Below are 26,770 nucleotides of genomic sequence, written 5' to 3'. Positions count from 1 at the left end.
AAGTAAATGAAGGTCATTTCGGCTGCGCGCCCGGCAGGCTTACTGTTGGCGGGCGCGCTGACCCTCGGCGCGGGCAATGCCTTTGCCGCGGCCACCATTCTGCTCTGGCCTATCGATCCGTGGCTGGGGGCTGATACTAACGCCACCGAGTTATGGATTCAAAACCAGGGTGACATTCCGGCAACCATGCAGGTTCGTATTGTTCGTTGGGGGCAGGAAGGGGGGCTTGAACGTTATCAACAACAAAGCGATATCGTGGCCAGTCCGCCTATTGTAAAAATCGCCAAAGAGAGCAAGCAACTGATTCGCCTGATCAAGCAGGCGAAGATTCCCGTCGGCGTCGAGCAGGCCTATCGCATCATTATTGATGAAATCCCCCAGCCCGATGATGTCGACAAACCCCAAATGGGCCTCAAACTGCAAATGCGCTACTCGATACCGCTGTTCGTATACGGTAGCGGCATCCAGACCTATACCAACGGCGCGCATCATGCGCTGGTCGATGCACAAAAGTTACGCTGGCAGGTTATTCGCCATAACGGTAAACCGGCGCTGGAGGTTCGCAACGATGACGATGTCCATGTGCGGTTAAGTAAGGTCACGATACGCCAGGGCGGGCAAAGGCGGCAGGTTGGCGAAGGTCTATTGGGCTATGTTCTACCCCACAGTGCGCGCAGCTGGCCGCTGCCCGCCGGGGTAAATCATCCTGAGACGCTGAATGCGACGATTAATAGCAAGGAAAGCGAATGGCAGTCATCCGCAGGCAATTAATTGTACCGCTGACGATTTGGCTGGCGGGCACGACTGCATGGGCGCAACAGGGAGATGATGGGCTTCCGCCGCCGCCGGATGCGGGGGCGATTAATCAACAGGCGGTGTATCACTTAAACCTGGTCATTAATCATTACGATACCCAGCGGGTGGTGGCCGTGACCCGTCGGCAGGACGCCTTTTACCTCTCCAGCGCCGATTTGTTGCAGGCCGGGATCGCCGCTGAACATCTGCCTCAGGGCGAGGTGAATGTCTCAGCGCTGGCAAAAGTGCGCAGTGAATATGACAGCGCGGGCCAGCGACTGCTGCTGTTTGTTCCCCGCGACTGGCTGCCGGCGCAGGATACCGCTTTTAACAATGGCCTGCGACGATTGGTGCCGAAATATGGTCACGGCGCGCTGCTCAATTACGATCTCTATACCAGCACAACGGGCCATTTTGGCTCCCAGGCTTCTCTCTGGCATGAGTTGCGTTACTTCAACGGTAATGGCGTGCTTACGTCAACGGGGGCGATGCGCAAGAAAATCTCCGGCAGCTTTAATCAGGCAGAGGGGTATATGCGCTATGACACCACGCTTACCTTTGCTGATGAAGATGACGCTACCCAGTGGAGCGTGGGGGATGTGATTTCCGATGCGCTCACCTGGAGTAACAGCGTGCGTATCGGCGGGGTCAGCTACGGGCGTGATTTCTCGTTGCGACCGGATCTGATCACCTGGCCGCTGCCCGCCTTTTCTGGCGAGGCGGCGGTACCGACCTCGGTGGATGTGTTTATCAACGGTTACCGCGCCGGGAATACCCAGTTACAGCCAGGCCCCTTTACCCTGACTAACATGCCCTATATCAACGGCGCGGGGGATGCTGTACTGGTCACCACCGACGCGCTGGGGCGACAGGTTAGCACCACCCTCCCTTTTTATGTCGCCAGCGACCTGCTGAAGCCCGGGCTTAGCGACGGCGCGATTACCGTCGGCTCCCTGCGGCGCAACTACGGCATCGATAATTTTGACTACGGGCCGCTGGTGGGAAGCGTGTCGTACCGCCACGGGCTCACGGATTATTTGACCCTGGAAGGGCACGCCGAAGCGGCGCGATCGCTGGCGCTGGGCGGTGCCGGAGCGGTGATCAGGCTCGGCCGCCTTGGGGTGGTAAATGGCGCATGGACACAAAGCCAAATGTTTGGCGATAGCGGTAGCCAACTGGCCTGGGGCTATCAGTACAATACAGGGCTGTTCAGCGTGACCACGCAGCACAGCCGACGCGATCGCGAATTTGGCAATCTGGCGCTCTACGATCAGCGCAATCGCAATCGCTATCAAGTCGATAACCGGACCGGGCCGATCGCAAGTCTAAGCCGCAATACCGACCAATATGCCCTGACCTTTAACATGGGTGATTTTGGAAACCTTGGCGCTGCGTGGATTGGCGTGCGCAGCTTCGATAATAAAAAAACCGAGCTGCTTAACCTCTCATGGAGCCGCAATTTGTGGCACAGCAGCAGTCTTTACCTCGCGGCAAGCCGTGATAATCAGCAGGGCGACTGGACCTTTGCCCTATCGCTGCAAATTCCGATTGGCGATTCCGACAGCGCAGCGGTGAGTGTCGAACGCAGGGCTGATTACGGCACCACTCAGCGTCTCAACTATAACCACGCGATGCCGACAGAAGGGGGCTTTAGTTGGGATATGGCGCTGGCGCGCCAGTCGCAAGCGAAACATTATCAGCAGGGCACGCTGGGCTGGCGCAACAACAATATTGAGCTGCAGGGCGGCGGCTATGGTGAAAGCAATACCATGACTTGGTGGGGCGAAGCCCTTGGCTCGCTGGTGCTGATGGATGGCCAGATCTTCCCGGCGAATTTTATCAACGATGCCTTTGCCGTTATCAGCACCGACGGTCATGCCGGCGTGCCGGTGAGTTATGAAAACCAACCCGTGGGCAAAACCGACCGTAACGGCTATTTGCTGGTAAGCGGCGTTTCCGCCTATTACCCGGCGAGCTACAGCATTGATACCCTCAATCTCCCGGCAGATACCCAGTTGAAAGAGACGGAGCGGAGGATTTCGCTGCGCCGTCGCAGCGGCTATTTGGTGGAGTTTCCGATGGTACAGGAGCGGGTTGCCAGCGTTATTCTCCATGATGAAAACGGACAAGACATTCCCGTGGGCAGCCAGGTCGATCGCGCGGGTAAAAATCCCGCCATTGTCGGTTACGACGGTCTCGCATGGCTGGAGAATCTGGAGGATGTCAACACCCTGCATATCCGTCTACCCGACGGTAAAACCTGCGATACCCGCTTTACGCTGCTTGCCAATCCGCAACATCAATTACAAACCTACGGACCCCTGACTTGCCGGAGGAACCCTTAATGCGTCGGCTATTTTTATTCCTACTCCTGTGTTGTGGACCAGCATGGTCAGCGTGCACCGTGGGTACCACTAATGGCGCATTGGGTGCCGTCACCTCGTTTGTGCTCAACGCCAGCGCGCAAAGCACGACCGCTAATTTGCTGGTGCGCTGCGATACGGTGCTTAATATTCTGACCAACGATTCGGTAACCTTAACGCTGATTGGCGCGAGCGCGACGGCCAGCAACCGGGGGGCAATGAAACGTTCCGATGATGCCACCGTGACGGATGTCATTCCACTGCGCCTTTGCGGCCGCGCCGGTTGTGCTAACAACAGCGAACTGAACATCGGCGGCAACAGTTTTACCTGGAGTGGTTCGGTATTGCTGGGGCTATTGGGAAGCCGAACGTTTACCATACCCCTCTATTTTCTTACCGTGCCGGGACAGAACGTCAGCGCCGGACCCTACACCGTCACCCTCAACTTTAGCGTTGCGTATAACATCTGTGCCCTTGGAGCCCTCAATATCTGTCTCTCGTCGCAGACCGGTACGGCGGCGACCAGCCTGCAAATTACCGGCACGGTGACAAACGACTGCACCACCATTAGCGCGCCAAACGTTAATTTTGGTAGTGCGCCGCTGGTGCGTAACTTCCCGACCGTTTCGCAATCTATTGCCATCACCTGTACCAAAGGTATGGTTTACAGCGTCGGAATCAATAACGGCGGCTATTACAGCGGCGGCGCGCGCAACATGGCCAGCGGCAGCAATCGGCTTAGCTATGAGATTTATAAAGAGGCTACCAGCAACCGCTGGGGCAGCGTGGGTGCGGAGCGCTGGGCAAGCGGCATCTCATCGCAAGTCAGCACTGACGGTCTGTTGCGAACCTACAATTACACCGCGCGGGTGCTGAGCGCGCAGAGCACGCCGCCGGGAGGAACCTATAGCGACACCCTAACCGTCGACATTACGTTTTAAGTCACAATTTTTTTCCCTTTCGCAAATGTAAAGTTCCGTGAGGGCATGCCGATAACACCGTTAAGAACTTTTCAAGAAGGTGTCGCATGTTGAACCGTATCCGCGTCGTTACTCTGCTTATGAGCGTGTTGGTGGTTTTTGCCCTGTTACAGCTCGTCTCCGGAGGTTTGTTTTTCTCATCCCTTAAGCAAAACCAGGATAGTTTTGCGGTCTCTAATGATTTACGGATGCAGCAAACTGAACTCGGTCAGGCCTGGGAACTGATGCTGCAAACGCGTATCAACCTGAGCCGCTCATCCGCACGGATGTTGCTTGATCCGAGCAACCAGCAGAGCAGTGCAAAAACCGATCTGCTGAACAGCGCCAAAGCTTCGCTTGCCGATGCGGCGAAACATTACGACGCTTTCCGCGCGCTGCCGTCGCTGCCGGAAACGGATGCTGTGCGCCAGTCGCTGGATGATAAATACCGTACCTATAGTGCAGCCCTGAGCGAACTGGTGCAGTTCCTCGAAGCGGGCAATATCAACGCCTTTATGGCGCAGCCAACGCAAGGGATGCAAAACGCCCTTGGCGAAGCGATGAAGCAGTACGCGACTCTCAGCGCGGGTCTCTATCGCAACGCATGGGAGCAGAGCGTCAGCGATTACAACTTTGCGAAATGGCAGATGGCGATTCTGGCGCTGGCAATGGCGCTGGTGCTGGGCGGTGTGTGGTACGGCATCCGCCGTATTCTGCTGACGCCGCTGTCGGCGGTGATTACCCATATTCGCGAAATCGCCGCTGGCAACCTGACGCATAAACTGACCATCGCCGGGCGCAGCGAGATGACGGAGCTGGCGCAGAGTGTCGATCATATGCAGAACGCGCTGATCGAAACGGTGACCAACGTGCGCCACGGTTCCGATGCCATCTACTCCGGCACCAGCGAAATTGCCGCCGGGAACAACGATCTCTCTTCCCGTACCGAAGAGCAGGCGTCCGCCCTTGAGCAGACCGCCGCCAGTATGGAAGAGCTGACCGCGACGGTGAAACAGAACGCCGATAACGCCCGTCAGGCTTCACTGCTGGCGCACAGCGCGTCGGAAACGGCGGAACGTGGCGGTAAAGTGGTCGCCAGCGTGGTGAAAACCATGCATGACATTGCCGGCAGTTCACAGAAAATCGCCGATATTATCAGCGTGATTGACGGTATTGCCTTCCAAACCAATATCCTGGCTCTTAACGCGGCGGTTGAAGCGGCGCGTGCCGGTGAACAGGGGCGCGGCTTTGCGGTAGTCGCCGGGGAAGTGCGTAATCTCGCCAGCCGCAGTGCACAGGCAGCAAAAGAAATTAAAGGCTTAATTGAAGATTCTGTCTCCCGTGTCGATACCGGTTCTGTACTGGTGGAAAGCGCAGGGGAAACCATGTCGGACATCGTAAGCGCAGTGACGCGGGTGAATGACATTATGGGCGAAATAGCCTCTGCGTCTGATGAACAGAGTCGCGGCATCGATCAGGTTGCGCTGGCGGTATCTGAAATGGATCGCGTCACGCAGCAAAACGCCTCGCTGGTACAACAGTCGGCTGCCGCTGCCGCGGCGCTGGAAGAACAAGCCAGTCTGCTGACGCAGGCGGTATCGGCCTTCCGTCTCTCCGCGACGAGCGGTAAACCGGCGCAGCGTGCCGTTTCACCGGCCGCCGGCGGGGCACCGGCAGCGGCGCGCAGTCGTCCGCTTGCCAGCGGGTCAGAAGAGAACTGGGAAACCTTTTAACCGTACTTCATGGGGTTCTGGCCTTTGGCGGGCGCAGCGTGAAGGCGAAAGTATCGTGATTTGATGGACGCGTCGGTTTCCCGTGCTCTGCACGCGTGAACACCACCGTGCAGATGATGTGGGAATCATCCGCGCGGTCAATCAGGTCAAGTATCAAGGGCGAGATCGCCTCCGCAGCGTTATGCGTCGCGGGATAGAGCAGGTGGCTCAGGCTGTAACGGACGGTCAGGTGAAATAACAGAACGCTGCGCTGGTCAAAAAGGCAGCTTCAGCAACCGACCCATTGGCAAACCCGCGTGTGAGGGCGCCATTTTGAAGATTAAAGAGCATGACGCAGCAAAACCCGAGATGGCACCGCCTTAGGCTGTGCTTGTTGCAACCTGAACCTAGTTGAGAAGGCGCTATGACATCAACCATGCCTAACGGGCAAACGTCATCCATATTACAACAGATGACACAGCGCCTGGCGCTGTCCGACGCGCATTTCCGTCGGATATGTCAATTGATCTACCAGCGCGCGGGGATTGTCCTCGCGGATCATAAACGCGACATGGTTTATAACCGTCTTGTCCGCCGTTTACGCGAGCTGGGGTTAGATGATTTTGGCCGCTATCTGAGCATGCTGGAGGCGAATCAGAATAGCGCTGAGTGGCAAGCGTTTATTAACTCGCTGACCACCAATCTCACCGCTTTTTTTCGCGAAGCTCATCACTTCCCGGTTCTGGCGGAGCATGCGCGCAAACGCTCGGGGGAATATCGCGTCTGGAGCGCAGCTGCGTCAACCGGCGAAGAGCCGTACTCACTGGCGATTACCCTCGCTGACGCGTTAGGTATGGCACCGGGTCGCTGGAAAGTGTTCGCCAGCGACATTGATACGGAAGTGCTGAGTAAAGCGCGTAATGGCGTTTACCGTCAGGACGAGTTGAAAACCCTCTCGCCTCAGCAGATGCAGCGCTATTTTATGCGCGGTACCGGTCCGCACTCGGGTTTGGTACGCGTACGGCAGGAGCTGGCGAACTACGTCGATTTCACCACCGTGAACTTACTGGATAAACAGTACAATGTTCCGGGGCCATTCGACGCAATTTTTTGCCGTAACGTAATGATTTATTTTGATAAAACGACGCAACAGGACATTCTGCATCGTTTTGCTCCGCTGCTTAAGCCGGACGGATTATTGTTTGCCGGGCATTCGGAGAACTTCAGCAACCTTGTGCGCGAGTTTACCCTGCGTGGGCAGACGGTTTATGCGCTGAGTAAGGAAAAAGCATGAGTAAAATCAGGGTATTGTCCGTCGATGATTCCGCTTTGATGCGCCAGATCATGACAGAAATTATCAATAGCCACAGTGATATGGAAATGGTGGCGACGGCGCCGGATCCGTTGGTTGCCAGGGATCTGATTAAAAAATTCAACCCTGACGTGTTAACGCTGGATGTGGAAATGCCGCGCATGGACGGGCTCGATTTCCTTGAAAAATTAATGCGTCTGCGCCCGATGCCGGTAGTGATGGTCTCTTCGCTGACGGGAAAAGGCTCGGAAGTCACGCTGCGCGCACTGGAGTTGGGGGCGATTGATTTTGTCACCAAGCCGCAAATCGGCATTCGTGAAGGTATGCTGGCCTACAGCGAAATGATCGCCGAGAAAGTGCGCACCGCATCGCGCGCACGTATCGCGGCGCATAAACCGATGGCGCCGCCCGTAACATTAAAAGCCGGGCCGCTGCTCAGTTCGGAAAAATTGCTGGTGATTGGCGCGTCAACGGGAGGAACAGAGGCAATTAGGCATGTACTCCAGCCATTGCCGCTCTCAAGTCCGGGTATTCTTATCACTCAGCATATGCCGCCGGGCTTTACCCGCTCCTTTGCCGAACGCTTGAATAAGCTCTGTCAGATAAGCGTAAAAGAAGCGGAAGATGGCGAACGCGTACTGCCGGGACATGCCTATATTGCGCCTGGGGATAAGCATATGGAGTTGTCCCGCAGCGGGGCGAACTATCAAATCAGGATCCACGATGGTCCGCCGGTTAACCGGCACCGTCCGTCGGTGGATGTACTGTTTCATTCGGTGGCGAAACATGCGGGGCGCAACGCCGTGGGGGTGATTCTCACGGGGATGGGCAACGATGGCGCGGCCGGAATGTTAGCAATGCACCAGGCGGGCGCCTGGACGATTGCGCAAAACGAGGCAAGTTGTGTGGTGTTCGGCATGCCGCGTGAGGCCATCAATATGGGTGGCGTCAGCGAAGTGGTCGATCTTAGCCAGGTAAGCCAGCAGATGCTGGCGAAAATCAGTGCCGGACAGGCAATACGTATTTGAACCAGGAGTAATTTTTTATGGCGGATAAAGAACTTAGATTTTTGGTCGTGGATGACTTTTCCACCATGCGTCGCATTGTGCGTAACCTGCTAAAAGAGCTGGGATTTAACAACGTTGAAGAAGCTGAAGACGGTGTTGATGCGTTAAACAAATTGGCGGCGGGTGGTTTCGGTTTCGTTATTTCCGACTGGAACATGCCAAATATGGACGGTCTGGAACTGCTGAAAACCATTCGCGCAGACAGCAATATGGCCTCCTTGCCGGTACTGATGGTGACGGCGGAAGCAAAAAAAGAGAACATCATCGCGGCGGCGCAGGCTGGTGCGAGTGGCTATGTCGTCAAACCGTTTACTGCTGCCACCCTGGAAGAGAAACTCGGTAAGATCTTCGAGAAACTTGGCATGTGATGAGGACTGGATAATGATTCAACCATCAATTAAACCTGCGGACGACCATTCTCCCAGCGACATCATTTCCAGGATCGGCAGCCTGACGCGTATGCTGCGTGATAGCCTTCGCGAATTAGGTCTCGATCAGGCAATTGCGGAAGCGGCGGAAGCGATTCCCGATGCCCGCGATCGCCTGGACTATGTGGTGCAGATGACCGCACAAGCGGCGGAACGCGCGCTGAACAGCGTTGAAGCCTCTCAGCCGCACCAGGATGAGATGGAAAGAGGCTCGAAAGAGCTGAGCAAACGCTGGGACGAATGGTTCGAAAACCCGATTGAGCTGGCCGATGCCCGCGAACTGGTCACCGATACGCGTAAGTTTCTTGGCGAAGTGCCGGGTCACACCAGCTTCACCAACGCCCAGCTGCTGGACATTATGATGGCGCAGGATTTCCAGGACCTTACCGGTCAGGTTATCAAGCGCATGATGGATGTGGTCCAGGAGATTGAACGTCAGCTGCTGATGGTGCTGCTGGAGAACATTCCGGACCAGTCCGCGCGGCCGAAACGTGAAAATGACAGCCTGCTTAACGGCCCACAGCTCGACGCAACCAAAGCGGGTGTGGTGGCAAGCCAGGATCAGGTCGACGACCTGCTCGACAGCCTGGGCTTCTGATTTGCCGGTCAGCTCTCTTCAATTTCTGTGAAGAAGCGTGACCAACGGGCAAAAGCCAAAGGGAAGGGTTTCCTTCCCTTTTTTTGCCTGTCCTGCGTCTTGCATGGAAAAGTGACTTTTCCATAGCGCAGACGTGATGCATTGCCGTAAAACCAATCAACAGATCGGCGAAATTGTCGGTATATTTTCTGTTTTTGTCGGGTTATCTCTGACCTTTGGCTATTTTTTTAACTCATTCCCTTGCCAGTCACGGCCTCATGCCAAACCCTTATCGAAAATTCAAATAGCGAAAACCCCCTGTTTTTAGCGCTTACTCTGCCCATTGGCGCGAAGGCTCTCTGGCAATATGTCATCAAACTAACCCGTGGATGTGTTGCCCGTGGCCTCGGAAGATAACGAAGACAAAACAGAAGCCCCCACAGCGCACCGACTAGAGAAAGCGCGCGAAGAAGGGCAGATCCCCCGATCCAAGGAACTGACATCATTACTGATTATGTTGGTCGGCATCGGCATTCTGTGGTTCGGCGGCGAAGCGTTCGGCCGTAAGCTGTCGCTGGCACTCTCCACCGGGCTGCGCTTCGATCACAAAATTATCAGCGACCAGAATCTGATCCTCGGCAAGATTATCGTGATGCTGAAAAGCGTACTGATGGGCATGTTACCGCTGATGACGGGGGTGGTGATTATTGCGCTGATTGCGCCGGTAATGCTTGGCGGCCTGGTATTCAGCACTAAATCCCTGGAGTTTAAGTTTTCCAAACTCAACCCAATTAGCGGGGTGGGACGTCTGTTCTCGGCGCAGGTCGGTGCGGAGCTGTTTAAAGCGCTGATGAAGGCGCTGTTGATGGGCGGCGTATCCGGGATGTTTTTGTGGCAACACTGGCCGGATATGATGCGCCTGATGAGTGAGTCGCCGCTGACGGCAATGGCCAGCGCCCTTAACCTCGCCGGGCTCTGCGCCATGTTAGTGGCGCTGAGTATTATTCCGATGGTGGGATTTGACGTCTTTTGGCAGATCCACAGCCATGTGAAGAAATTGCGTATGTCCCGTCAGGATATCCGCGATGAATTTAAACAGAGCGAAGGCGACCCGCATATTAAAGGGCGTATTCGCCAGATGCAGCGTGCGGCTGCGCGTCGTCGCATGATGGCCGATGTCCCGAAAGCCGATGTGATTGTCACTAACCCGACACACTACTCTGTCGCGCTGCAGTATGACGAGAACAAGATGAGCGCGCCGAAAGTAGTGGCGAAAGGCGCGGGAATGGTGGCGCTGCGCATTCGCGAGCTGGGCATGGAAAACCGTGTGCCAATCCTCGAAGCCCCGCCGCTGGCGCGTGCGCTCTATCGGCATGCTGAAATTGGTCAACAAATCCCCGGCCAGCTGTATGCGGCGGTTGCCGAAGTGCTGGCGTGGGTTTGGCAGTTGAAACGCTGGCGTCTGTCCGGCGGGCAACGACCTGTTAAACCTGAGAATCTCCCGGTGCCTGAGGCGCTGGACTTTATGAACGAGAAGGACACCGATGGCTAATCTGGTAGCAATGCTGCGTCTGCCCAGCAATCTGAAATCGACCCAATGGCAGGTGCTTGCCGGGCCGGTGCTCATTTTGCTTATTTTGTCGATGATGGTGCTGCCGCTACCGGCGTTTATCCTCGACCTGCTGTTCACCTTTAACATCGCGCTGTCGATCATGGTGCTGCTGGTGGCGATGTTCACCCAGCGCACGCTGGAATTCGCCGCGTTCCCGACCATTCTGCTGTTTACCACCTTGCTGCGCCTGGCGCTGAACGTGGCCTCAACCCGTATTATCCTGATGGAAGGGCATACGGGCTCGGCGGCGGCAGGGCGGGTAGTTGAAGCCTTTGGCCACTTCCTGGTGGGCGGAAACTTCGCCATCGGTATCGTGGTGTTCGTGATCCTCGTTATCATCAACTTTATGGTTATCACCAAAGGTGCGGGACGTATCGCTGAAGTGGGCGCGCGTTTCGTCCTCGACGGGATGCCCGGTAAACAGATGGCTATCGACGCCGACCTCAACGCCGGGATTATTGGTGAAGATGAAGCGAAACGTCGCCGCTCTGAAGTAACTCAGGAAGCAGACTTCTACGGCTCGATGGACGGTGCGAGTAAATTCGTTCGCGGTGACGCCGTCGCCGGGATCCTGATCATGGTGATTAACGTCATCGGCGGGTTGCTGGTGGGCGTTTTGCAGCATGACCTGTCGATGGGCGATGCTGCGCAAAGCTATACCCTGCTGACCATTGGTGACGGCCTTGTCGCACAGATCCCGGCGTTGGTTATCTCGACCGCAGCGGGCGTTATCGTAACGCGCGTCAGCACCGATCAGGATGTCGGCCAGCAGATGGTCGGCCAGCTGTTCAGCAACCCACGGGTGATGATGTTAAGCGCCGGTGTGCTCGGACTGCTGGGGATGGTGCCGGGGATGCCGAACTTCGTCTTCCTGCTGTTTACCGCCGCGCTGCTGGGTCTGGCCTGGTGGCTGCGGGGTAAAGAGCAGGTCGCGCCTGCAGAAGCCGCGCCGATGAATAAATTGCCGGAAAATACCCAGGCGGTGGAAGCCACCTGGAACGACGTGCAGCTGGAAGATTCTCTCGGTATGGAAGTGGGCTACCGCCTGATCCCGATGGTCGATTTCCAGCAGGATGGCGAGCTGTTAGGCCGTATCCGCAGTATTCGTAAGAAATTCGCCCAGGATATGGGCTTCCTGCCGCCGGTGGTGCATATCCGTGACAATATGGATCTGCCGCCCGCGCGCTACCGTATCCTGATGAAAGGGGTAGAGATTGGCAGTGGCGAAGCCTATCCGGGACGCTGGCTGGCAATTAACCCTGGCACGGCTGCGGGTACGCTGCCGGGCGAACCGACCGTCGATCCGGCCTTTGGTCTGGCGGCTATCTGGATTGAGAGCGCACTGAAAGAGCAAGCGCAGATTCAGGGCTTCACCGTGGTGGAAGCCAGTACCGTGGTGGCAACCCACCTGAACCATATTATTAGCCAGTACTCAGCGGAGCTGTTCGGCCGCCAGGAAGCGCAGCAGTTGCTCGACCGGGTTAGCCAGGAGATGCCGAAGCTGACGGAAGATTTAGTTCCGGGCGTGGTCACCCTGACGACGCTGCACAAAGTGCTGCAAAACCTGCTGGCGGAGAAAGTGCCGATTCGCGATATGCGTACCATTCTCGAAACCCTGGCCGAGCATGCGCCGTTGCAAACCGATCCGCACGAACTTACGGCGGTGGTGCGTGTTGCGTTGGGTAGGGCGATCACGCAGCAGTGGTTCCCCGGTAACGATGAAGTGCAGGTTATCGGTCTGGATACGCCGCTGGAACGTTTGCTGCTGCAGGCATTGCAGGGCGGCGGCGGGCTGGAGCCGGGTCTTGCGGATCGTCTACTGGAGCAAACTCAACAAGCGCTGGCGCGCCAGGAGATGTTGGGTGCGCCGCCGGTGTTGCTGGTCAACCATGCGCTGCGCCCGCTACTGGCACGTTTCCTGCGCCGTAGTCTGCCGCAGCTGGTGGTGCTGTCGAATATGGAGATGTCTGACAACCGCAGTATTCGTATGACTGCCACCATCGGGGGCAAATAATGCGTTATCTCGCCTGGTTAATCGCCTTACCACTTTTGGCTCAAGCCGCTGTTCAGGGTATTGGTGAAGGAATGTGGCAGGCCAGCAGTATCGGCATCCGGCTGGATAACCGTGGCGTGGTGGCCTCATCATCACCCCTGGGGCCGGAGCAGCCGGTAAACGGGCTGATGACGGATGTCTCCTGGCGCTATGAGCTCAACGGCCCGACGCCCGCCGGACTAGTGGTGCGCCTCTGTTCTCAGGCACGCTGCGTCGCGCTGGACGGGCAGAGCGGCACCACGCGCGCCTTTGCCGATGTTCCGGCACTGGAAGCGCTGCGGTTTGTCTGGGAAGTACCGGGCGGTGGGCGTTTATGGCCGCCGCTGCAGGTGCGCAGCAATAAAGTGCTGGTAAATTACCGTCAGCCCGTCGCGCAAAATTAACTGCCTCGTCTTAACCTGGACGTCTGTTTTTTGCACGATAATCCCGCCGCCCCGGCGGGATTTTGTTATCTGTCCCGCACTTTTTGACCCCGCCTTTTGAGCGAAAAGAAACGCTGTTTTATAAATCAGTGACGCGCGTAATGGCACTCTTTGCATTTTTGCCAGTCGCGCAATATTGATGGCAGAAACATAAAGGTTTCCCAAAGCACATCCTTTTACTTTAGCCGTGTGAGAAATTCCTTTGGCTATGCCGGATCGTCAAAGGTCCCCAAAAATGAACAGGGTTGACGGCAATGAAAACACGAAAAATTGGATTGGCTAATTATCTCGCCTATGGTTCAGGCGATTTTCTGGGTGCGGGTACCACCGCGTTAACCGCAGCATGGTTACTCTACTTCTATACGACCTTTTGCGGGTTGTCGCCTATCGAGGCAACCTTTATCTTCGCAACCGCAAGGGTGCTGGATGCGGTCGTCAGTCCGCTAATGGGCTTTTTAACAGACAACTTTGGTTCGACCTGGCTTGGCAAGCGCTTCGGTCGTCGTAAGTTCTTTATTCTGCTGGGTATTCCCTGCGTGTTCAGCTACTCGATTATGTGGGTAGGGGACATGAGTTTCTGGTACTACCTGGTCACTTATCTGATCTTTGATGTGGTCTACACCATGATTCTGGTGCCGTACGAAACGCTGGTACCGGAAATGACCGATGATTTTAAACAGAAAACCAAATTCTCCGGTGCGCGTATCTCTATGGCGCAGATGTCGGCGATTCTGGCCTCCTTCCTGCCGGGCATTCTGCTCAGCCACTTTGGTAAAGACAACCCGGTCTCCTTCTTCTATGCAAGCCTGGTGTTCTCCGTGCTGTGCGCGGTGATGCTGACCTTCGTCTGGTGTTTTACCTGGGAACGCCCGCGTGAGGACTGGACCGAAGCTGCTTTGCGTGCCGAAGAGGAGAAAAAGAGTCTTTCGCTGGGGCAGAGTTTGCGCCGTCTGTTTGTTGAACTCAGCTCGACTCTGCGTATCAAGATTTTCCGCCAGCACCTGGGTATGTACCTTGGGGGCTATATTGCGCAGGACGTCTTTAACGCCGTGTTTACCTATTACGTGGTGTTTGTGCTGATGCAGGAAGCCTCGCTGGCATCCAACCTGCTGGGTACGATGGCGATTTTCCAGTTTATCGCCGTGATCGCGATGATCCCGCTGTGCATCCGCTTCGGGCCTGCGCCGTCTTACCGGATGGTAGTGGTGCTGTTCGGGTTGAGCGCCGCGTCTTATGCCGTGCTCTATTACGCCGGGCTTAGCGATGTTTACTCGCTGCTGTTGCTGGTTTCCGCCGTTGCCGGTCTGGGACGTGGCGGTATCAACTATGTACCGTGGAACACCTACACCTATATCGCTGACATTGATGAAGTGGTCACCGGCCAGCGTCGCGAAGGTATCTTTGCCGGCATTATGACTTTAACCCGTAAAGCCTCTCAGGCCGGCGCGGTCATGTTGGTAGGGATCATTATGCAGGCTTCCGGCTTTGTTTCCGGCCAGAAAACGCAGGTACCGGAAGTGAGCCACACCATTTTAATGATTATGTGCTTCGGTACTATCGCCGTGCTGTGCTGCGGCTTCCTGGTCTCCTTGCGCTTCAAGCTGAATCTGAAAACCCACAGCGTGCTGCGTGAAGAGACGGCGAAAATGCGCCAGAGCGGCCGCGCCATGCCGGAGAGCATCACACCGCAAGCGCGTGAAACCGTCGAGATGCTGGCAGGTATGCCTTACGAATCCCTGTGGGGTAATAACAATATCGGCTTCCTGAATCGCAATAAGCCAGCCGCGCCAGCATTAAAAGAAGCATCACTGAAATCGACTTACAATTGAGGTTAAGAATATGAAGGTTTGGCCTGTCAAACACAGCCCGTTACTGCGTCAGCCAGAGCGTTTTATCGCCCGTGATGAATTGAAAGCGTTGATCCGTAAGGTGACGCATAACCTGGTCAATATTCACGATAACACCGGCGAGTTCTTACTCCGTCTCGACGATGGGCGCGTGATTGATACTAAAGGCTGGGCTGGCTGGGAATGGACTCACGGTGTGGGTCTGTACGGAATGAATCAGTATTACCGTCAGACCGGCGAAGAAGAGATTCGCGAAGTGATTGATGGCTGGTTCGCCGACCGCTTCGCGGAAGGCGCTACCACCAAAAACGTTAACACGATGGCACCGTTCCTGACGCTGGCTTATCGCTATGAGGAGACGGGCAATCCAACGTATCTTCCCTGGCTGGAAAGCTGGGCCGAGTGGGCGATGAACGAGATGCCGCGCACCGACTGCGGCGGGATGCAGCACATTACGCTGGCGGAAGAGAATCACCAGCAGATGTGGGACGACACGCTGATGATGACGGTGTTGCCGCTGGCGAAAATCGGTAAGCTGCTCAATCGCCCGGAATACGTGGAAGAGGCGGTGTATCAGTTCCTGCTGCATGTGCAGAATCTGATGGACCGGGAAACCGGGCTGTGGTTCCACGGCTGGAATTACGACGGTCACCATAATTTTGCCAACGCTCGTTGGGCGCGCGGTAACAGCTGGCTGACCATCGTTATTCCGGATTTCCTTGAGCTGGTGGATCTGCCAGAAAACAATGCGGTGCGTCGTTATCTGGTGCAGGTGCTGAATGCGCAGATTGCCGCGCTGGCGAAATGTCAGCATGAAAGCGGTCTGTGGCATACGCTGCTTGACGATCCGAACTCTTACCTGGAAGCCTCAGCGACCGCTGGTTTTGCCTACGGCATCCTGAAAGCACTGCGTAAGCGTTATATCAGCGCAGACTACACGGAAGTGGCGGAAAAAGCGGTGAAAGCGATTGTTAATAATATCTCGCCGGAAGGGGAGCTGTTGCAGGTATCGTTCGGCACCGGGATGGGGAGTGATCTGGAGTTTTACCGCCAGATCCCGCTCACCTCAATGCCCTACGGCCAGGCGATGGCGATGCTGTGTTTGACTGAGTATTTGCAAAGATATTTCTGATAATGCAAAAATAAAAAACCCCGGGCAACCGGGGTTTTTTATTTGAGAGCGAGGCTGTTGATATTAATGCGATGAATCCCGGCAGCAGCTTTAAATTCAGCTTGCAGTAAACATCGCTATTTGCTGATTTTTCAACGTGTCTATCTTTTCGCTTAACTTTATCTTTTCATCAGCCTTTGCATAATCAGCCTGCGACATAAAATTAACTAATTTTTCCACGTCTTCAGCGGTTTTAACGATGACAAATTCTCTTTTCTGATTAATGAAAACGACGGCATTTTTCTTCCGCATCAGTAGTTCAATAACATTACTCAGGGTGCCGGTACTTTTGCTATCCCATATCATAAGACCACAATCTGCCGTCTCAGCCATCTGTAAATCTTTAGCGGTGTAAAAATCACGCGTTCCGCGCCGAAAATCGGTTTTCACGACCTGTACAGGCCAGCCACCAATATTGTTTCGTGGCTTAGGAGAGCTACTAAAGATCGTTGCGCTATTACATTGCATCTGCTGCAACGCCTGCTGCACAGAGGAATCTACGCCGTTGGCGTCGCCGACAACCACAGGATAGTTGTTATCGACAATTTTCTTCAAGCGTTCCATGACGAGCGGATCGAGTTTCTTGATGGTGATTGAGCCAGCAATGAAAATCGTCGTCATTTTTATCTCCAGGTCAGTGCAGCAACAAATATTTTGTTCACCCTATTATAATCGCGTAACGTCGCGCATGCAGCTTCCATTGATGCCCCGGTATGGTAGATATCATCTATCAACAACACGTTCCAGCAGCCTTGCTTGCTGATAACAGGATTTACATAAAATCGGTTAGCCAGCGCCGCTACTTTTTGTTGCTTTGTATGCAGATTTTTACTCGAAGCATCTGCAGCCCCTAATGATGTATTTATTAGAAGTTTGTCAAAGCAAGGTCTATTGGCGCGTTGTGCTAATGCTTTTGCAATATCTGTTACAGGCTGACGGGGTCTTATTGTAGATGCGGGCATCGGGACAATGAATCCGACTCGTTCAAATAATGGGTAGGCTTCAATATACAAACATTCAGCCAGGGGGCCAACTTTATTCCAGTCCGATTGATATTTGAGTTGATAGAGTGCTTCACCGACCTCTGTGCGCGCCGTGTCAAAACTATTATAACCCCACTGATTATTCCCGGTGAATATGCTGCGCTTACTGTGTTTGTCCATCACAACACCAAAATCCCAATTGCCGCTGATTTCCTTGATATTTACTTGCATGGTTGATCCCTCTTTATTTAACTGCCATAAGGCAGCATGCTGAAAGAGAGAATCATCATACAAAGCAATCTGTTAGTTCATTCTTTTGATCACAACCTCGCCCGAATAAGGACTTCTACCGAATGCTGGCATTGGATTTGGCAGGAGGTTTAAAAGACCAACAGAACTGTGCGGGTCAGAGATTGAAACTGAAGGAATAGTGTCGCATAAAAAACTGCATCCTTATTCGTTGGGAATCCAACTTTCGGGATGCAGTTCAGCAAACGGGGTTTTACACCTGAAACGGCGCGATTACATGCGTTCGACGGTTTCGATACCCAGCGTATCCAGGCCCAGCTTCAGGGTTTTCGCCGTCAGCAGCGCCAGCTTCAGGCGGCTTTGACGGATCTCTTCGCTTTCGGCGGTAAGGATCGGGCAGTGCTCGTAAAAACCGGAGAACAGGCCCGCCAGATCGTACAGATAGGCACACATAACATGCGGCGTCCCTTCGCGGGCAACAACGGTCAGGGTTTCTTCAAACTGCATCAGACGTGCGGCCAATTGGGATTCACGCTCTTCGGCAATCACTACCGGCGCATTTGTCAGCACGCTCTCGTCGATGCCCGACTTGCGGAATACTGACAGTACGCGCGTGTAGGCGTATTGCATATAGGGTGCCGTATTGCCTTCGAAGGCCAGCATATTGTCCCAGTCGAACACGTAATCGGTGGTGCGGTTTTTCGAAAGATCTGCATATTTCACCGCGCCAATGCCGACCGTGTTAGCCAGCTTCTCCAGCTCATCGGCGGGCATATCCGGGTTCTTTTCCGCGACCAGGCGACGGGCGCGCTCCAGCGCTTCATCCAGCAGATCGGCAAGTTTTACCGTACCGCCCGCGCGGGTTTTGAACGGTTTGCCGTCTTTGCCAAGCATCATGCCGAACATATGGTGTTCCAGCGGCACGGAATCCGGCACATAGCCAGCTTTGCGCACGATGGTCCACGCCTGCATCAGGTGCTGATGCTGACGAGAGTCGATGTAATAGAGTACGCGATCCGCATGCAGCGTTTCGTAACGGTATTTCGCGCAGGCAATATCCGTGGTGGTATAGAGATAGCCGCCATCCTTTTTCTGGATGATAACGCCCATCGGCTCGCCTTCTTTGTTTTGGTATTCGTCGAGGAACACCACCGTCGCGCCTTCGCTCTCGACCGCCAGACCTTTGGCTTTCAGATCCGCCACGATGCCCGGCAGCATCGGGTTATACAGGCTTTCGCCCATCACATCTTTGCGGGTTAGCGTTACATTCAGGCGTTCGTAGGTAATCTGGTTCTGACTCATGGTGATGTCGACCAGCTTGCGCCACATCTCACGGCAATATTCGTCACCGCCCTGCAGCTTCACCACGTAGGCGCGCGCACGTTCTGCGAACCCGGCATCTTCGTCATAGTGCTTTTTGGCTTCACGGTAGAAACCTTCGAGATCCGCCAGCGCCATTTCGCCCGCGTTTTCCTGCTGCTTCAGCTCAAGGAAGGCAATCAGCATACCGAACTGCGTCCCCCAGTCGCCAACGTGGTTAGCGCGGATGACGTTATGGCCGAGGAACTCCAGCGTACGGACCGACGCATCACCAATAATGGTTGAACGCAGGTGACCGACGTGCATCTCTTTGGCGACGTTCGGCGCGGAGTAATCGATAACCACCGTTTGCGGCTCGGGCTGCGTTACGCCGAGGCGTTCGGATTTCAGCGCGGCATCAACCTGGGCGGCCAGGTACTCAGGGGCGAGAAAAATATTGATAAAACCCGGACCGGCGATTTCGACTTTATTGGCAATCCCATCAAGAGAGAGGTGAGACAGAACCTGCTCGGCCAGTTGTCGCGGCGCCATGCCCAGTTTTTTCGCAACCGCCATCACGCCGTTAGCCTGATAGTCGCCAAACTGAATTTTTGCTGATTGACGAACCTGCGCTTCGCAATCTGCTGGCGCGCCTGCCGCAATCATGGCCTGACTGACTTTTTCTGAGAGAAGAGCCTGAATATTCACCGGGATACCTTACTTTGAGGACACCGCGTAGCAGATGCAGCGTCCGGGTGTTTAATAAAGGCGGGAGTATACTGCAAATGCCCGGTGGCGTCAGCACTGCATAACAGGGTAGATTATGCCCTTTGTTATGACTTGCGAGCACCGTTATGCGCCCCTGGCAAACTATTGAAGAGTTGCAGGATATCGTGGAAGATTTGCCGCGTTTTGCTGCTGATTTGCACCATTTAACCTCCCATCTGAAACTGGATATCGCTCCGTTAAACGCCGATCATATCTCGCTGCGCTGCCATCAAAACGCCACGGCGGAACGCTGGCGGCGCGGCTTCGAACAGTGTGGCGTTACGCTTTCGGAAAACATCATCAATGGTCGACCCATTTTGCTGTTCAAACTGCATGAACCGATCTGCGTCGCGCACTGGCAGTTTACGGTGATTGAACTGCCGTGGCCGGGGGAAAAGCGTTACCCGCACGAAGGCTGGGAGCACGTCGAAATTGTGCTGCCGGGCGATGTCGCCACACTTAACGCCCGCGCGCTGGCGCTGCTGGCGGATGAAGGTTTAAGCCAGCCGGGCATTTGGGTGAAAACCAGCTCGCCAAAAGGCGAACGCGAACGGCTGCCTAATCCAACACTGGCGGTCACGGACGGCAAGGTCACCGTCAAGTTCCATCCGTGGAGCATTGAAGAGATTGTTGCCAGCGAACAGTGAAGTCCGCTGCTGTAAATGCATACGTGCAAAGCCGTTGCTGAATAGACAGAGGGAGATGAAATGGCATTACTGGAAATTTGTTGTTACGGGGTCGATGACGCGGTGATTGCCGAACAACGCGGCGCCGATCGCATTGAATTTTGCGCTGCGCCGAAAGAGGGCGGTTTAACCCCGTCCTTCGGTGCGTTAAAGGCCATTCGTCAGGCAGTAAGTATTCCGGTTCATCCGATCGTGCGCCCGCGCGGCGGCGATTTTTGCTATCGCGCCGATGAGTTCGCCGCCATGCTGGAGGATATCACTGCGCTGCGTGAACTGGGTTTTCCAGGGCTGGTCACCGGCGTGCTAACGGAGGACGGCGAGGTTGATCGTGCCCGCATGAAGGAGATTATGCAGGTCGCGCAGGGAATGGCGGTGACTTTTCATCGTGCTTTCGATATGTGCGCACATCCGCTACAGGTGTTTGATACCTTAGCGGAATTAGGGGTAAGCCGCGTGCTTACTTCCGGGCAGCAATCGTCGGCGGAAAAAGGACTTTCATTTATTAGGGAACTAAATAGCCGATCGGGTGTTCCAATCATTATGGCCGGCGCAGGTGTGCGTCCGCAGAACCTCGACATGTTTCTTGATGCGGGAATTAAAGAGGTGCATAGCTCGGCGGGTCGCTGGACCGCATCGCCGATGCGCTATCGCAATCCAGGATTATCGATGTCATCAGATGCAACGGCGGATGAATATGCCCGCTACGGTGTAGATGGTGACGCGGTGGCGGTGATGAAAGAGCAAATTTTGCGCCGTCGCCCGTAACAGTTTTTACCGCGCATCATGTCGCCCAATATGATGCTTGTTTGTACCAGGCCCCTGCCATTAACAGGGGCCTTTTTTTGTCTTATGGTTTGCGGGCAATCAACACCGCGCGAACCGGTGCCGGATAGCCTTCAAGGGTTTTGCTGCTGTCATTGGGATCGAGGAAATCCGCCAGCGATTCCGTCACCATCCACGAGGTACGACGCTGCTCCTCGAGGCTGGTTACGCCCATATCCACAATACGCACATCCACAAAGCCGCATTTTTCCAGCCAGTTTTTCAGCGCTGCCGCAGAGGGGATAAAGTAAACATTACGCATCTGCGCGTAGCGTTCACCGGGCACCAGCACGCTATTTTCATCGCCCTCTATCACCAGCGTTTCCAGCACCAGTTCGCCCTCTTTGACCAGTTGATCTTTTAACTGCCATAAGTGTTCAAGGGGAGAGCGACGATGGTAGAGCACGCCCATGGAAAAGACCGTATCGAAGGCATTCAGGGCCGGAAGCTGTTCAATGCCCAGCGGCAATAAATGCGCGCGACGATCGTCACCCAGCAGCTTACGCACGGCTTCAAACTGGCATAAGAACAGCTGAGTTGGATCGATACCGACCGCCAGCTGCGCGCCTTCGCCGACCATCCGCCACAGGTGGTAACCGCTGCCGCAGCCAACATCGAGAATGGTACGGCCTTTTAACGGGGAGAGGTGCGGACGTACGCGCTCCCATTTCCAGTCGGAACGCCATTCCGTATCGATATCAATGCCGTACAGTGAAAAGGGCCCTTTGCGCCATGGCATCAGGTTACGCAGCAGGGTTTCCATCCCTTTAAGCTGCCCGGCGCTAAGAGGCTCGGCGCTTGCTGCCGTCACGCTATGCAGCAGGTCGAGCTGTACTGGCACGATGGTGGGCAGGAATTCTACCGCGTTGTTCCACTGCTTAAATTGCCCGTGCAGGGATTCACGCTGCCATGCGGCGATTTGCGCGGGTAAGGTTTCCAGCCAGTGGGCGAGGGTACCGGTGGCGATTTGCTGATAAAAACGGCCGAACTCGATCATGCTGCAACCGCCTTCAACGCCACCAGCGAACCGAAGTTAAAGCACTGGAACCACAGCTCGCTGTGCTCGAAACCGGCACTGCGCAGGCGCGCTTTATGCGCTTCTACAGAGTCCGTCAGCATCACGTTTTCCAGCATGCTGCGTTTCTGGCTGATCTCCAGCTCGCTGTAGCCGTTAGCGCGTTTAAAATCGTGGTGCATATTGAACAACAGTTCGCCAACGGTGCGGTCTTCAAAACTGAATTTTTCCGACAGCACTAACGCGCCGCCGGGGTTCAGCCCCTGATAAATTTTCTGCAACAGCTTTAAGCGGTCGTCCGGGTCAAGAAACTGCAGGGTAAAGTTGAGCACCACCATCGAGGCGTTTTCGATTGTAATATCGCGGATATCGCCTTCGATAATCTCGACCGGCGTCGGCGCTTTGTAGGCGTCGATATGACGACGGCAGCGCTCTACCATGGCGGGCGAGTTGTCGACCGCGATAATTTTACAGCCATCGTGCAGGATGTTACGGCGCACCGAAAGCGTCGCCGCGCCCAGTGAGCAACCGAGATCGTAGACCTGCGTTGCGGGCTGGACGAAGCGCTCCGCCAGCATGCCGATCATCGAGATAATGTTGGAGTAACCCGGTACGGAACGCTGGATCATGTCCGGGAAGACTTCGGCTACCCGTTCGTCAAAGGTCCAGTCGCCCAGGCGGGCGATAGGCGCGGAAAAAAGCGTGTCGCGGTGAGACATAGTGTATAGATCCGGGAAAACAAAGGGCCGTATTGTGCGCTAATGCACGGAGAAAACCAACTCCCAGGGCATATACCACAGATTCGCCAGCACCATCAGCAGCAGCGAACAGAAGGTTGCGCCCATACCGGAACGACGCCAGCGGATCAGGCGGTGATGAAAGCCGTAATAATGCATCAGGCGACCGGCGATCAGCAGCACCCCGCAAACATGCACCAGCCAGGTCTGCGCGCCATCCATCTCCATAAACAGCATCAGGATAAGAGCAACAGGAAGGTATTCCACCGCATTACCGTGAATGCGTATCGCGCTTTGCAGCTCGCTAAAACCGCCATCGCCGTAGCTGACGCGGTATTGCGTACGCAGGCGAATAACGTCAAACGAAAATTTGATCAGTAACATTGCACCCAGCACGGCATAAAGCGCGCTAACCATACTAACTCCCTTTAAGGCTCTGGAGACCGCTTAACAATGATAGGTGTTTCGCTCAGAAAAGAGAAGATTGCTGCGGCAGCGCAGGGACAGGGCCAACGCCCGGTAAGGCTTTCTGCAAATCCGGCCATAGAGTTTGCACCAGTTCCGGTGCCTGGGCGAGATCGGGGGTATGTAAAAATAGCCATGGCGTGGCGGTGTGTTCCCACAGCGGCAGTTTTTCCAGCCAGACGGCAAACAGCTGGCGATTTTGTTCCATATTGTCGCTACCGATAAAACGCACCAGCGGATCCTGCGCGGTAACAAGAGCGTGCACCGGCACTTTCGGCTTTTGCTGCTGCGCCTCAATCACCGCTTTACTGCGTGCGATAGCGCTGTGCACCGGTCGGCTGTCAAGGATCACGCGGTTCACGCCGCGCGCATGCAATCCCTGATTAAGGGCTTTTTCCTCTTCGCCTTTGGCGAAAAAAAGCGGATGGCGCACTTCAACGCCGTAGGTGAAATCATTAGGCAGCGCGTCGAGAAACGCCCACAGGGCAGGGAGGTCGGCCGGGGAAAAGGTGGCCGGCAGCTGCAGCCAGTACTGGCCTATACGGTTGGCCAGCGGCGATAAGCGATCAAAAAACTCCGTGGTCAAATCGCGACAGTCACGTAGCCCCGCCTGGTGGGAAATGGTGGCGGGAAATTTAAAGCAGAAGCGGAAATTATCCGTTGTCTGCTCCCGCCAGCGCGTAACGATTTCTGCTTTCGGCAAAGCGTAAAGGGTGGTATTGCCCTCGACACAGTTAAAGTGACGGGCGTACTCTTCCAGGCTGCTGATGCCAAGGCGCACCCATTTCGGGTGCGACCATTGCGGCAGGCCGATATAGATCATAACGCGCTAAGGATCTCGTCCGTGCTGCGCACGCGACCGATACGCGGGAAGATATACGTCATGCTCCCGGTGTGCTGTTCGCTGCTGCCGGCGCTGCAGGCATCTTCGGCAATCACCAGCGAGAAACCAAGCTCCCAGGCGTTACGCGCGGTGGATTCGACGCCGATATTGGTGGAAATACCGCACAGCACAATGGTGTCGATGCCGCGACGGCGCAGCTGCAGTTCCAGATCGGTGCCATAAAACGCGCCCCACTGGCGTTTAGTGATTTCGATATCGCTCTCTTGTTTGCCCAGTGCCTGCGGGTAAACCCACCAGTTGTCCGGCAGGCTATGGCCGCCTGTCGCGACATCGACAGGCTGTTTTAGCGCTTCGGTAAAATCAGCGGACCAGCCGACGCGTACCAGAATCACCGGTGCACCGTTGGCGCGGAATTTTTCAGCAAGTTTCGCGGCGCGATCGACCACCTGTTGCGCCGTGTGCGGGCCGCCAGCGAAAGGCAGAATGCCTTCCTGTAAATCGATCACCACCAGTGCGGTCTTCTGCGCATCAAGCTTAAGCATATGAACTCCTGAAAAATGAAAAGTTGGGATACCTTACGCGTGATGCGTGCCGGGTCCGTTGAGAAATTTTGTTAAATTTTGTGAGAATGCGCAATAAGCGCGCAGCAAACGCGCGTACGAACCGTCGCGGGCTTATCGTCAGTGAGAATTTCCAGTATAATAGCCCCCTTTTTTCATCCAGTTGTGACATACGAAAATTGCTGCCACCGAAGTGCCTGCCCCGCAGGCGGCGGGTCGCGCGCAGCTAATTCAAGGGATATCTCATGCGTACAGTATATTGCGGGCAGCTCAATCAGTCCCATGTTGGACAGCAAGTAACGCTTTGTGGGTGGGTCAACCGTCGTCGTGACCTCGGTAGCCTTATCTTTATTGATATGCGCGATCGTGAAGGTATCGTGCAGGTGTTTTTCGACCCGGACCGTCAGGATGCGTTCCAGCTCGCCTCTGAACTGCGTAATGAGTTCTGCATTCAAATCACCGGTACCGTACGTGCTCGCGATGGCAAAAACATCAACAAAGATATGGCTACCGGTGAAGTGGAAGTGTTCGCGACCGAGCTGAATATCATTAACCGCTCAGATGTGCTGCCCCTTGACTCCAACCATGTTAATACCGAAGAAGCGCGCCTGAAATATCGCTACCTCGACTTGCGTCGCCCGGAAATGGCCCAGCGCCTGAAAACCCGCGCGAAAATCACCAGCTTTGTGCGCCGTTTTATGGACGATCACGGCTTCCTCGATATCGAAACGCCGATGCTGACTAAAGCGACGCCGGAAGGTGCGCGTGATTACCTTGTGCCTTCCCGCGTACATAAAGGTAAGTTTTACGCGCTGCCGCAGTCACCTCAGCTGTTTAAACAGCTGCTGATGATGTCCGGTTTTGATCGTTACTATCAGATAGTTAAATGTTTCCGCGACGAAGACCTGCGCGCTGACCGCCAGCCGGAATTTACCCAGATCGATGTGGAAACGTCATTTATGACCGCGCCGCAGGTGCGTGAAGTGATGGAAACGCTGGTACGTGAACTGTGGCAGGAGATTCGCGGCGTCGATCTCGGCGACTTCCCGGTAATGACCTTCGCCGAAGCGGAGCGTCGCTACGGCTCCGATAAGCCGGATCTGCGTAACCCGATGGAGCTGGTGGACGTGGCCGATCTGCTGAAAGCGGTCGAGTTTAAAGTCTTCTCCGGTCCGGCAAACGATGCGAAAGGCCGCGTTGCCGCACTGCGTGTGCCAGGTGGCGCACAACTTAGCCGTAAACAGATTGACGACTACGGCAAGTTTATCGAAATTTACGGGGCGAAAGGCCTGGCTTACATTAAAGTCAATGAAGCGGCGAAAGGCCTTGAAGGTATTACCAGCCCGGTGGCGAAGTTCCTCAATGCCGACATCGTGAGCGCGATCCTCGAGCGCACCGGCGCGCAGGATGGCGACATGATCTTCTTCGGCGCGGATAACAAAAAAGTCGTTGCCGATGCGCTGGGCGCGCTGCGTCTGAAGCTGGGCAAAGACCTGAATCTGACGGACGAAGGGAAATGGGCGCCGCTGTGGGTGATTGACTTCCCGATGTTTGAAGACGACGGTGAAGGCGGTCTGACTGCGATGCACCATCCGTTCACCTCGCCGAAAGACATGACCGCGAGCGAGCTGAAAGCCGCGCCGGAAGAGGCCGTGGCCAACGCATACGATATGGTGATTAACGGCTATGAAGTCGGCGGTGGTTCGGTGCGTATTCATAGCGGCGAAATGCAGCAGACGGTGTTTGGCATTCTGGGCATTACTGAACAGGAACAGCGCGAGAAATTCGGCTTCCTGCTTGATGCGCTGAAATACGGTACGCCGCCTCATGCGGGCCTGGCATTTGGTCTGGATCGTCTGACCATGCTGCTGACCGGCACCGACAATATCCGTGACGTTATCGCCTTCCCGAAAACTACGGCGGCGGCCTGTCTGCTGACGGAAGCGCCGAGCTTCGCTAACCCGGCTTCACTGGCTGAACTGAGTATTTCCGTGGTCAAAAAAGAGACGCCGGAGAATAAATAA

General features: G+C 55.2%; 24 protein-coding genes. 16 read left to right on the top strand and 8 right to left on the bottom strand.

Annotation, left to right across the window (positions count from 1 at the left end; translation table 11 throughout):
- The first annotated feature begins 6 nt into the window (after positions 1 to 6).
- The 13 genes from RW65_RS10455 (at position 7) to bglB (ending at position 16,279) form a co-directional block, all read left to right on the top strand.
- Positions 7 to 771: a fimbrial biogenesis chaperone gene (locus RW65_RS10455; protein WP_039056666.1), complete on the top strand. Its 765-nt coding sequence runs from the start codon at positions 7 to 9 to the stop codon at positions 769 to 771.
- Positions 747 to 3,140: a fimbria/pilus outer membrane usher protein gene (locus RW65_RS10450; RefSeq protein ID WP_039056665.1), complete on the top strand. Its 2,394-nt coding sequence runs from the start codon at positions 747 to 749 to the stop codon at positions 3,138 to 3,140. The genes RW65_RS10455 and RW65_RS10450 overlap by 25 nt, the downstream gene beginning before the upstream one ends.
- Positions 3,140 to 4,099: a Csu type fimbrial protein gene (locus tag RW65_RS10445; protein WP_039056664.1), complete on the top strand. Its 960-nt coding sequence runs from the start codon at positions 3,140 to 3,142 to the stop codon at positions 4,097 to 4,099. Before RW65_RS10450 ends, RW65_RS10445 begins: the two co-directional genes overlap by 1 nt.
- Positions 4,100 to 4,185: 86 nt before the next feature.
- On the top strand, positions 4,186 to 5,850 hold the full coding sequence (gene tar, locus RW65_RS10440) for a methyl-accepting chemotaxis protein II (protein ID WP_039056663.1): 1,665 nt from the start codon (positions 4,186 to 4,188) through the stop codon (positions 5,848 to 5,850).
- A gap of 403 nt (positions 5,851 to 6,253) precedes the next feature.
- Positions 6,254 to 7,123, top strand: coding sequence for a protein-glutamate O-methyltransferase CheR (cheR, locus tag RW65_RS10435; protein ID WP_039056662.1), 870 nt, complete (start codon positions 6,254 to 6,256; stop codon positions 7,121 to 7,123).
- Positions 7,120 to 8,169 carry a protein-glutamate methylesterase/protein-glutamine glutaminase gene (locus tag RW65_RS10430; protein WP_039056661.1) on the top strand — a complete coding sequence of 350 codons (1,050 nt, stop codon included), beginning with the start codon at positions 7,120 to 7,122 and terminating at the stop codon, positions 8,167 to 8,169. The genes cheR and RW65_RS10430 overlap by 4 nt, the downstream gene beginning before the upstream one ends.
- Before the next feature lie 17 nt (positions 8,170 to 8,186).
- Complete coding sequence (gene cheY, locus RW65_RS10425) at positions 8,187 to 8,576, top strand: chemotaxis response regulator CheY (RefSeq protein WP_039056660.1); 390 nt, start codon at positions 8,187 to 8,189, stop codon at positions 8,574 to 8,576.
- A gap of 13 nt (positions 8,577 to 8,589) precedes the next feature.
- Positions 8,590 to 9,234, top strand: a complete 645-nt coding sequence (gene cheZ / locus RW65_RS10420) for a protein phosphatase CheZ (protein WP_039056659.1) — start codon at positions 8,590 to 8,592, stop codon at positions 9,232 to 9,234.
- Between the two features lie 379 nt (positions 9,235 to 9,613).
- Entirely contained in the window at positions 9,614 to 10,765 is a 1,152-nt protein-coding gene (gene flhB / locus RW65_RS10415) for a flagellar biosynthesis protein FlhB (RefSeq protein ID WP_156123992.1), read from the top strand.
- On the top strand, positions 10,758 to 12,839 hold the full coding sequence (gene flhA, locus RW65_RS10410) for a flagellar biosynthesis protein FlhA (protein ID WP_039056657.1): 2,082 nt from the start codon (positions 10,758 to 10,760) through the stop codon (positions 12,837 to 12,839). Before flhB ends, flhA begins: the two co-directional genes overlap by 8 nt.
- Positions 12,839 to 13,261 carry a flagellar protein FlhE gene (flhE, locus tag RW65_RS10405; RefSeq protein WP_039056656.1) on the top strand — a complete coding sequence of 141 codons (423 nt, stop codon included), beginning with the start codon at positions 12,839 to 12,841 and terminating at the stop codon, positions 13,259 to 13,261. Before flhA ends, flhE begins: the two co-directional genes overlap by 1 nt.
- Positions 13,262 to 13,554: 293 nt before the next feature.
- Positions 13,555 to 15,129: an MFS transporter gene (locus RW65_RS10400; protein WP_039056655.1), complete on the top strand. Its 1,575-nt coding sequence runs from the start codon at positions 13,555 to 13,557 to the stop codon at positions 15,127 to 15,129.
- A 10-nt stretch (positions 15,130 to 15,139) separates the two neighbouring features.
- Positions 15,140 to 16,279, top strand: coding sequence for a beta-galactosidase BglB (gene bglB / locus RW65_RS10395; protein ID WP_039056654.1), 1,140 nt, complete (start codon positions 15,140 to 15,142; stop codon positions 16,277 to 16,279).
- Between the two features lie 96 nt (positions 16,280 to 16,375).
- Here the strand turns inward: bglB and RW65_RS10390 are convergent, their stop codons facing one another.
- From RW65_RS10390 to argS, 3 genes are all read right to left on the bottom strand, one after another.
- Positions 16,376 to 16,939, bottom strand: a complete 564-nt coding sequence (locus RW65_RS10390) for a hypothetical protein (RefSeq protein WP_039056653.1) — start codon at positions 16,937 to 16,939, stop codon at positions 16,376 to 16,378.
- Positions 16,940 to 16,941: 2 nt separating this feature from the next.
- Positions 16,942 to 17,532, bottom strand: a complete 591-nt coding sequence (locus RW65_RS10385) for a ComF family protein (protein WP_039056652.1) — start codon at positions 17,530 to 17,532, stop codon at positions 16,942 to 16,944.
- A 291-nt stretch (positions 17,533 to 17,823) separates the two neighbouring features.
- Positions 17,824 to 19,557: an arginine--tRNA ligase gene (gene argS, locus RW65_RS10380; RefSeq protein ID WP_039056651.1), complete on the bottom strand. Its 1,734-nt coding sequence runs from the start codon at positions 19,555 to 19,557 to the stop codon at positions 17,824 to 17,826.
- Between the two features lie 146 nt (positions 19,558 to 19,703).
- On the opposite strand from argS, the gene RW65_RS10375 reads away from it, so the two are divergent.
- Positions 19,704 to 20,264 carry a VOC family protein gene (locus RW65_RS10375; RefSeq protein WP_039056650.1) on the top strand — a complete coding sequence of 187 codons (561 nt, stop codon included), beginning with the start codon at positions 19,704 to 19,706 and terminating at the stop codon, positions 20,262 to 20,264.
- 60 nt (positions 20,265 to 20,324) lie between these two features.
- On the top strand, positions 20,325 to 21,068 hold the full coding sequence (gene cutC / locus RW65_RS10370; RefSeq protein WP_039056649.1) for a copper homeostasis protein CutC: 744 nt from the start codon (positions 20,325 to 20,327) through the stop codon (positions 21,066 to 21,068).
- 82 nt (positions 21,069 to 21,150) lie between these two features.
- Here the strand turns inward: cutC and cmoB are convergent, their stop codons facing one another.
- Genes cmoB through RW65_RS10345 form a run of 5 tightly spaced genes read right to left on the bottom strand, consistent with a single transcriptional unit; the run spans position 21,151 to position 24,728 of the window.
- The gene (gene cmoB / locus RW65_RS10365; protein ID WP_039056648.1) at positions 21,151 to 22,122 is read right to left on the bottom strand and encodes a tRNA 5-methoxyuridine(34)/uridine 5-oxyacetic acid(34) synthase CmoB; all 972 of its coding nucleotides are present in this window, start codon (positions 22,120 to 22,122) and stop codon (positions 21,151 to 21,153) included.
- The gene (cmoA, locus tag RW65_RS10360; protein ID WP_039056647.1) at positions 22,119 to 22,859 is read right to left on the bottom strand and encodes a carboxy-S-adenosyl-L-methionine synthase CmoA; all 741 of its coding nucleotides are present in this window, start codon (positions 22,857 to 22,859) and stop codon (positions 22,119 to 22,121) included. The genes cmoB and cmoA overlap by 4 nt, the downstream gene beginning before the upstream one ends.
- A 39-nt stretch (positions 22,860 to 22,898) precedes the next feature.
- Entirely contained in the window at positions 22,899 to 23,294 is a 396-nt protein-coding gene (locus tag RW65_RS10355; protein WP_039056646.1) for an MAPEG family protein, read from the bottom strand.
- 52 nt (positions 23,295 to 23,346) lie between these two features.
- Positions 23,347 to 24,165, bottom strand: coding sequence for a DUF72 domain-containing protein (locus RW65_RS10350; RefSeq protein WP_039056645.1), 819 nt, complete (start codon positions 24,163 to 24,165; stop codon positions 23,347 to 23,349).
- Entirely contained in the window at positions 24,162 to 24,728 is a 567-nt protein-coding gene (locus tag RW65_RS10345; protein WP_039056644.1) for a hydrolase, read from the bottom strand. Before RW65_RS10345 ends, RW65_RS10350 begins: the two co-directional genes overlap by 4 nt.
- Positions 24,729 to 24,991: 263 nt before the next feature.
- On the opposite strand from RW65_RS10345, the gene aspS reads away from it, so the two are divergent.
- A complete protein-coding gene (gene aspS, locus RW65_RS10340) occupies positions 24,992 to 26,770 on the top strand; it encodes an aspartate--tRNA ligase (RefSeq protein WP_039056643.1) in 1,779 nt (592 codons plus the stop codon).

The organism is Enterobacter sp. Bisph1, from assembly GCF_000814905.1.
Taxonomy (GTDB): domain Bacteria; phylum Pseudomonadota; class Gammaproteobacteria; order Enterobacterales; family Enterobacteriaceae; genus Kosakonia.
This window is presented reverse-complemented; position numbering and strand designations above follow the sequence as displayed.

Excerpts from the sequence above, each read along its gene's own strand:
- bglB (WP_039056654.1), top strand. The coding sequence starts at position 15,140 with ATGAAGGTTTGGCCTGTCAAACACAGCCCGTTACTGCGTCAGCCAGAG.
- aspS (WP_039056643.1), top strand. The coding sequence starts at position 24,992 with ATGCGTACAGTATATTGCGGGCAGCTCAATCAGTCCCATGTTGGACAG.
- RW65_RS10400 (WP_039056655.1), top strand. The coding sequence starts at position 13,555 with ATGAAAACACGAAAAATTGGATTGGCTAATTATCTCGCCTATGGTTCA.
- RW65_RS10430 (WP_039056661.1), top strand. The coding sequence starts at position 7,120 with ATGAGTAAAATCAGGGTATTGTCCGTCGATGATTCCGCTTTGATGCGC.
- RW65_RS10455 (WP_039056666.1), top strand. The coding sequence starts at position 7 with ATGAAGGTCATTTCGGCTGCGCGCCCGGCAGGCTTACTGTTGGCGGGC.
- RW65_RS10375 (WP_039056650.1), top strand. The coding sequence starts at position 19,704 with ATGCGCCCCTGGCAAACTATTGAAGAGTTGCAGGATATCGTGGAAGAT.
- RW65_RS10345 (WP_039056644.1), bottom strand. The coding sequence starts at position 24,728 with ATGCTTAAGCTTGATGCGCAGAAGACCGCACTGGTGGTGATCGATTTA.
- cheZ (WP_039056659.1), top strand. The coding sequence starts at position 8,590 with ATGATTCAACCATCAATTAAACCTGCGGACGACCATTCTCCCAGCGAC.
- cmoB (WP_039056648.1), bottom strand. The coding sequence starts at position 22,122 with ATGATCGAGTTCGGCCGTTTTTATCAGCAAATCGCCACCGGTACCCTC.
- flhA (WP_039056657.1), top strand. The coding sequence starts at position 10,758 with ATGGCTAATCTGGTAGCAATGCTGCGTCTGCCCAGCAATCTGAAATCG.
- RW65_RS10445 (WP_039056664.1), top strand. The coding sequence starts at position 3,140 with ATGCGTCGGCTATTTTTATTCCTACTCCTGTGTTGTGGACCAGCATGG.
- cmoA (WP_039056647.1), bottom strand. The coding sequence starts at position 22,859 with ATGTCTCACCGCGACACGCTTTTTTCCGCGCCTATCGCCCGCCTGGGC.
- RW65_RS10450 (WP_039056665.1), top strand. The coding sequence starts at position 747 with ATGGCAGTCATCCGCAGGCAATTAATTGTACCGCTGACGATTTGGCTG.
- RW65_RS10390 (WP_039056653.1), bottom strand. The coding sequence starts at position 16,939 with ATGACGACGATTTTCATTGCTGGCTCAATCACCATCAAGAAACTCGAT.
- cheR (WP_039056662.1), top strand. The coding sequence starts at position 6,254 with ATGACATCAACCATGCCTAACGGGCAAACGTCATCCATATTACAACAG.
- RW65_RS10355 (WP_039056646.1), bottom strand. The coding sequence starts at position 23,294 with ATGGTTAGCGCGCTTTATGCCGTGCTGGGTGCAATGTTACTGATCAAA.
- cutC (WP_039056649.1), top strand. The coding sequence starts at position 20,325 with ATGGCATTACTGGAAATTTGTTGTTACGGGGTCGATGACGCGGTGATT.
- flhE (WP_039056656.1), top strand. The coding sequence starts at position 12,839 with ATGCGTTATCTCGCCTGGTTAATCGCCTTACCACTTTTGGCTCAAGCC.
- RW65_RS10350 (WP_039056645.1), bottom strand. The coding sequence starts at position 24,165 with ATGATCTATATCGGCCTGCCGCAATGGTCGCACCCGAAATGGGTGCGC.
- tar (WP_039056663.1), top strand. The coding sequence starts at position 4,186 with ATGTTGAACCGTATCCGCGTCGTTACTCTGCTTATGAGCGTGTTGGTG.
- cheY (WP_039056660.1), top strand. The coding sequence starts at position 8,187 with ATGGCGGATAAAGAACTTAGATTTTTGGTCGTGGATGACTTTTCCACC.
- RW65_RS10385 (WP_039056652.1), bottom strand. The coding sequence starts at position 17,532 with ATGCAAGTAAATATCAAGGAAATCAGCGGCAATTGGGATTTTGGTGTT.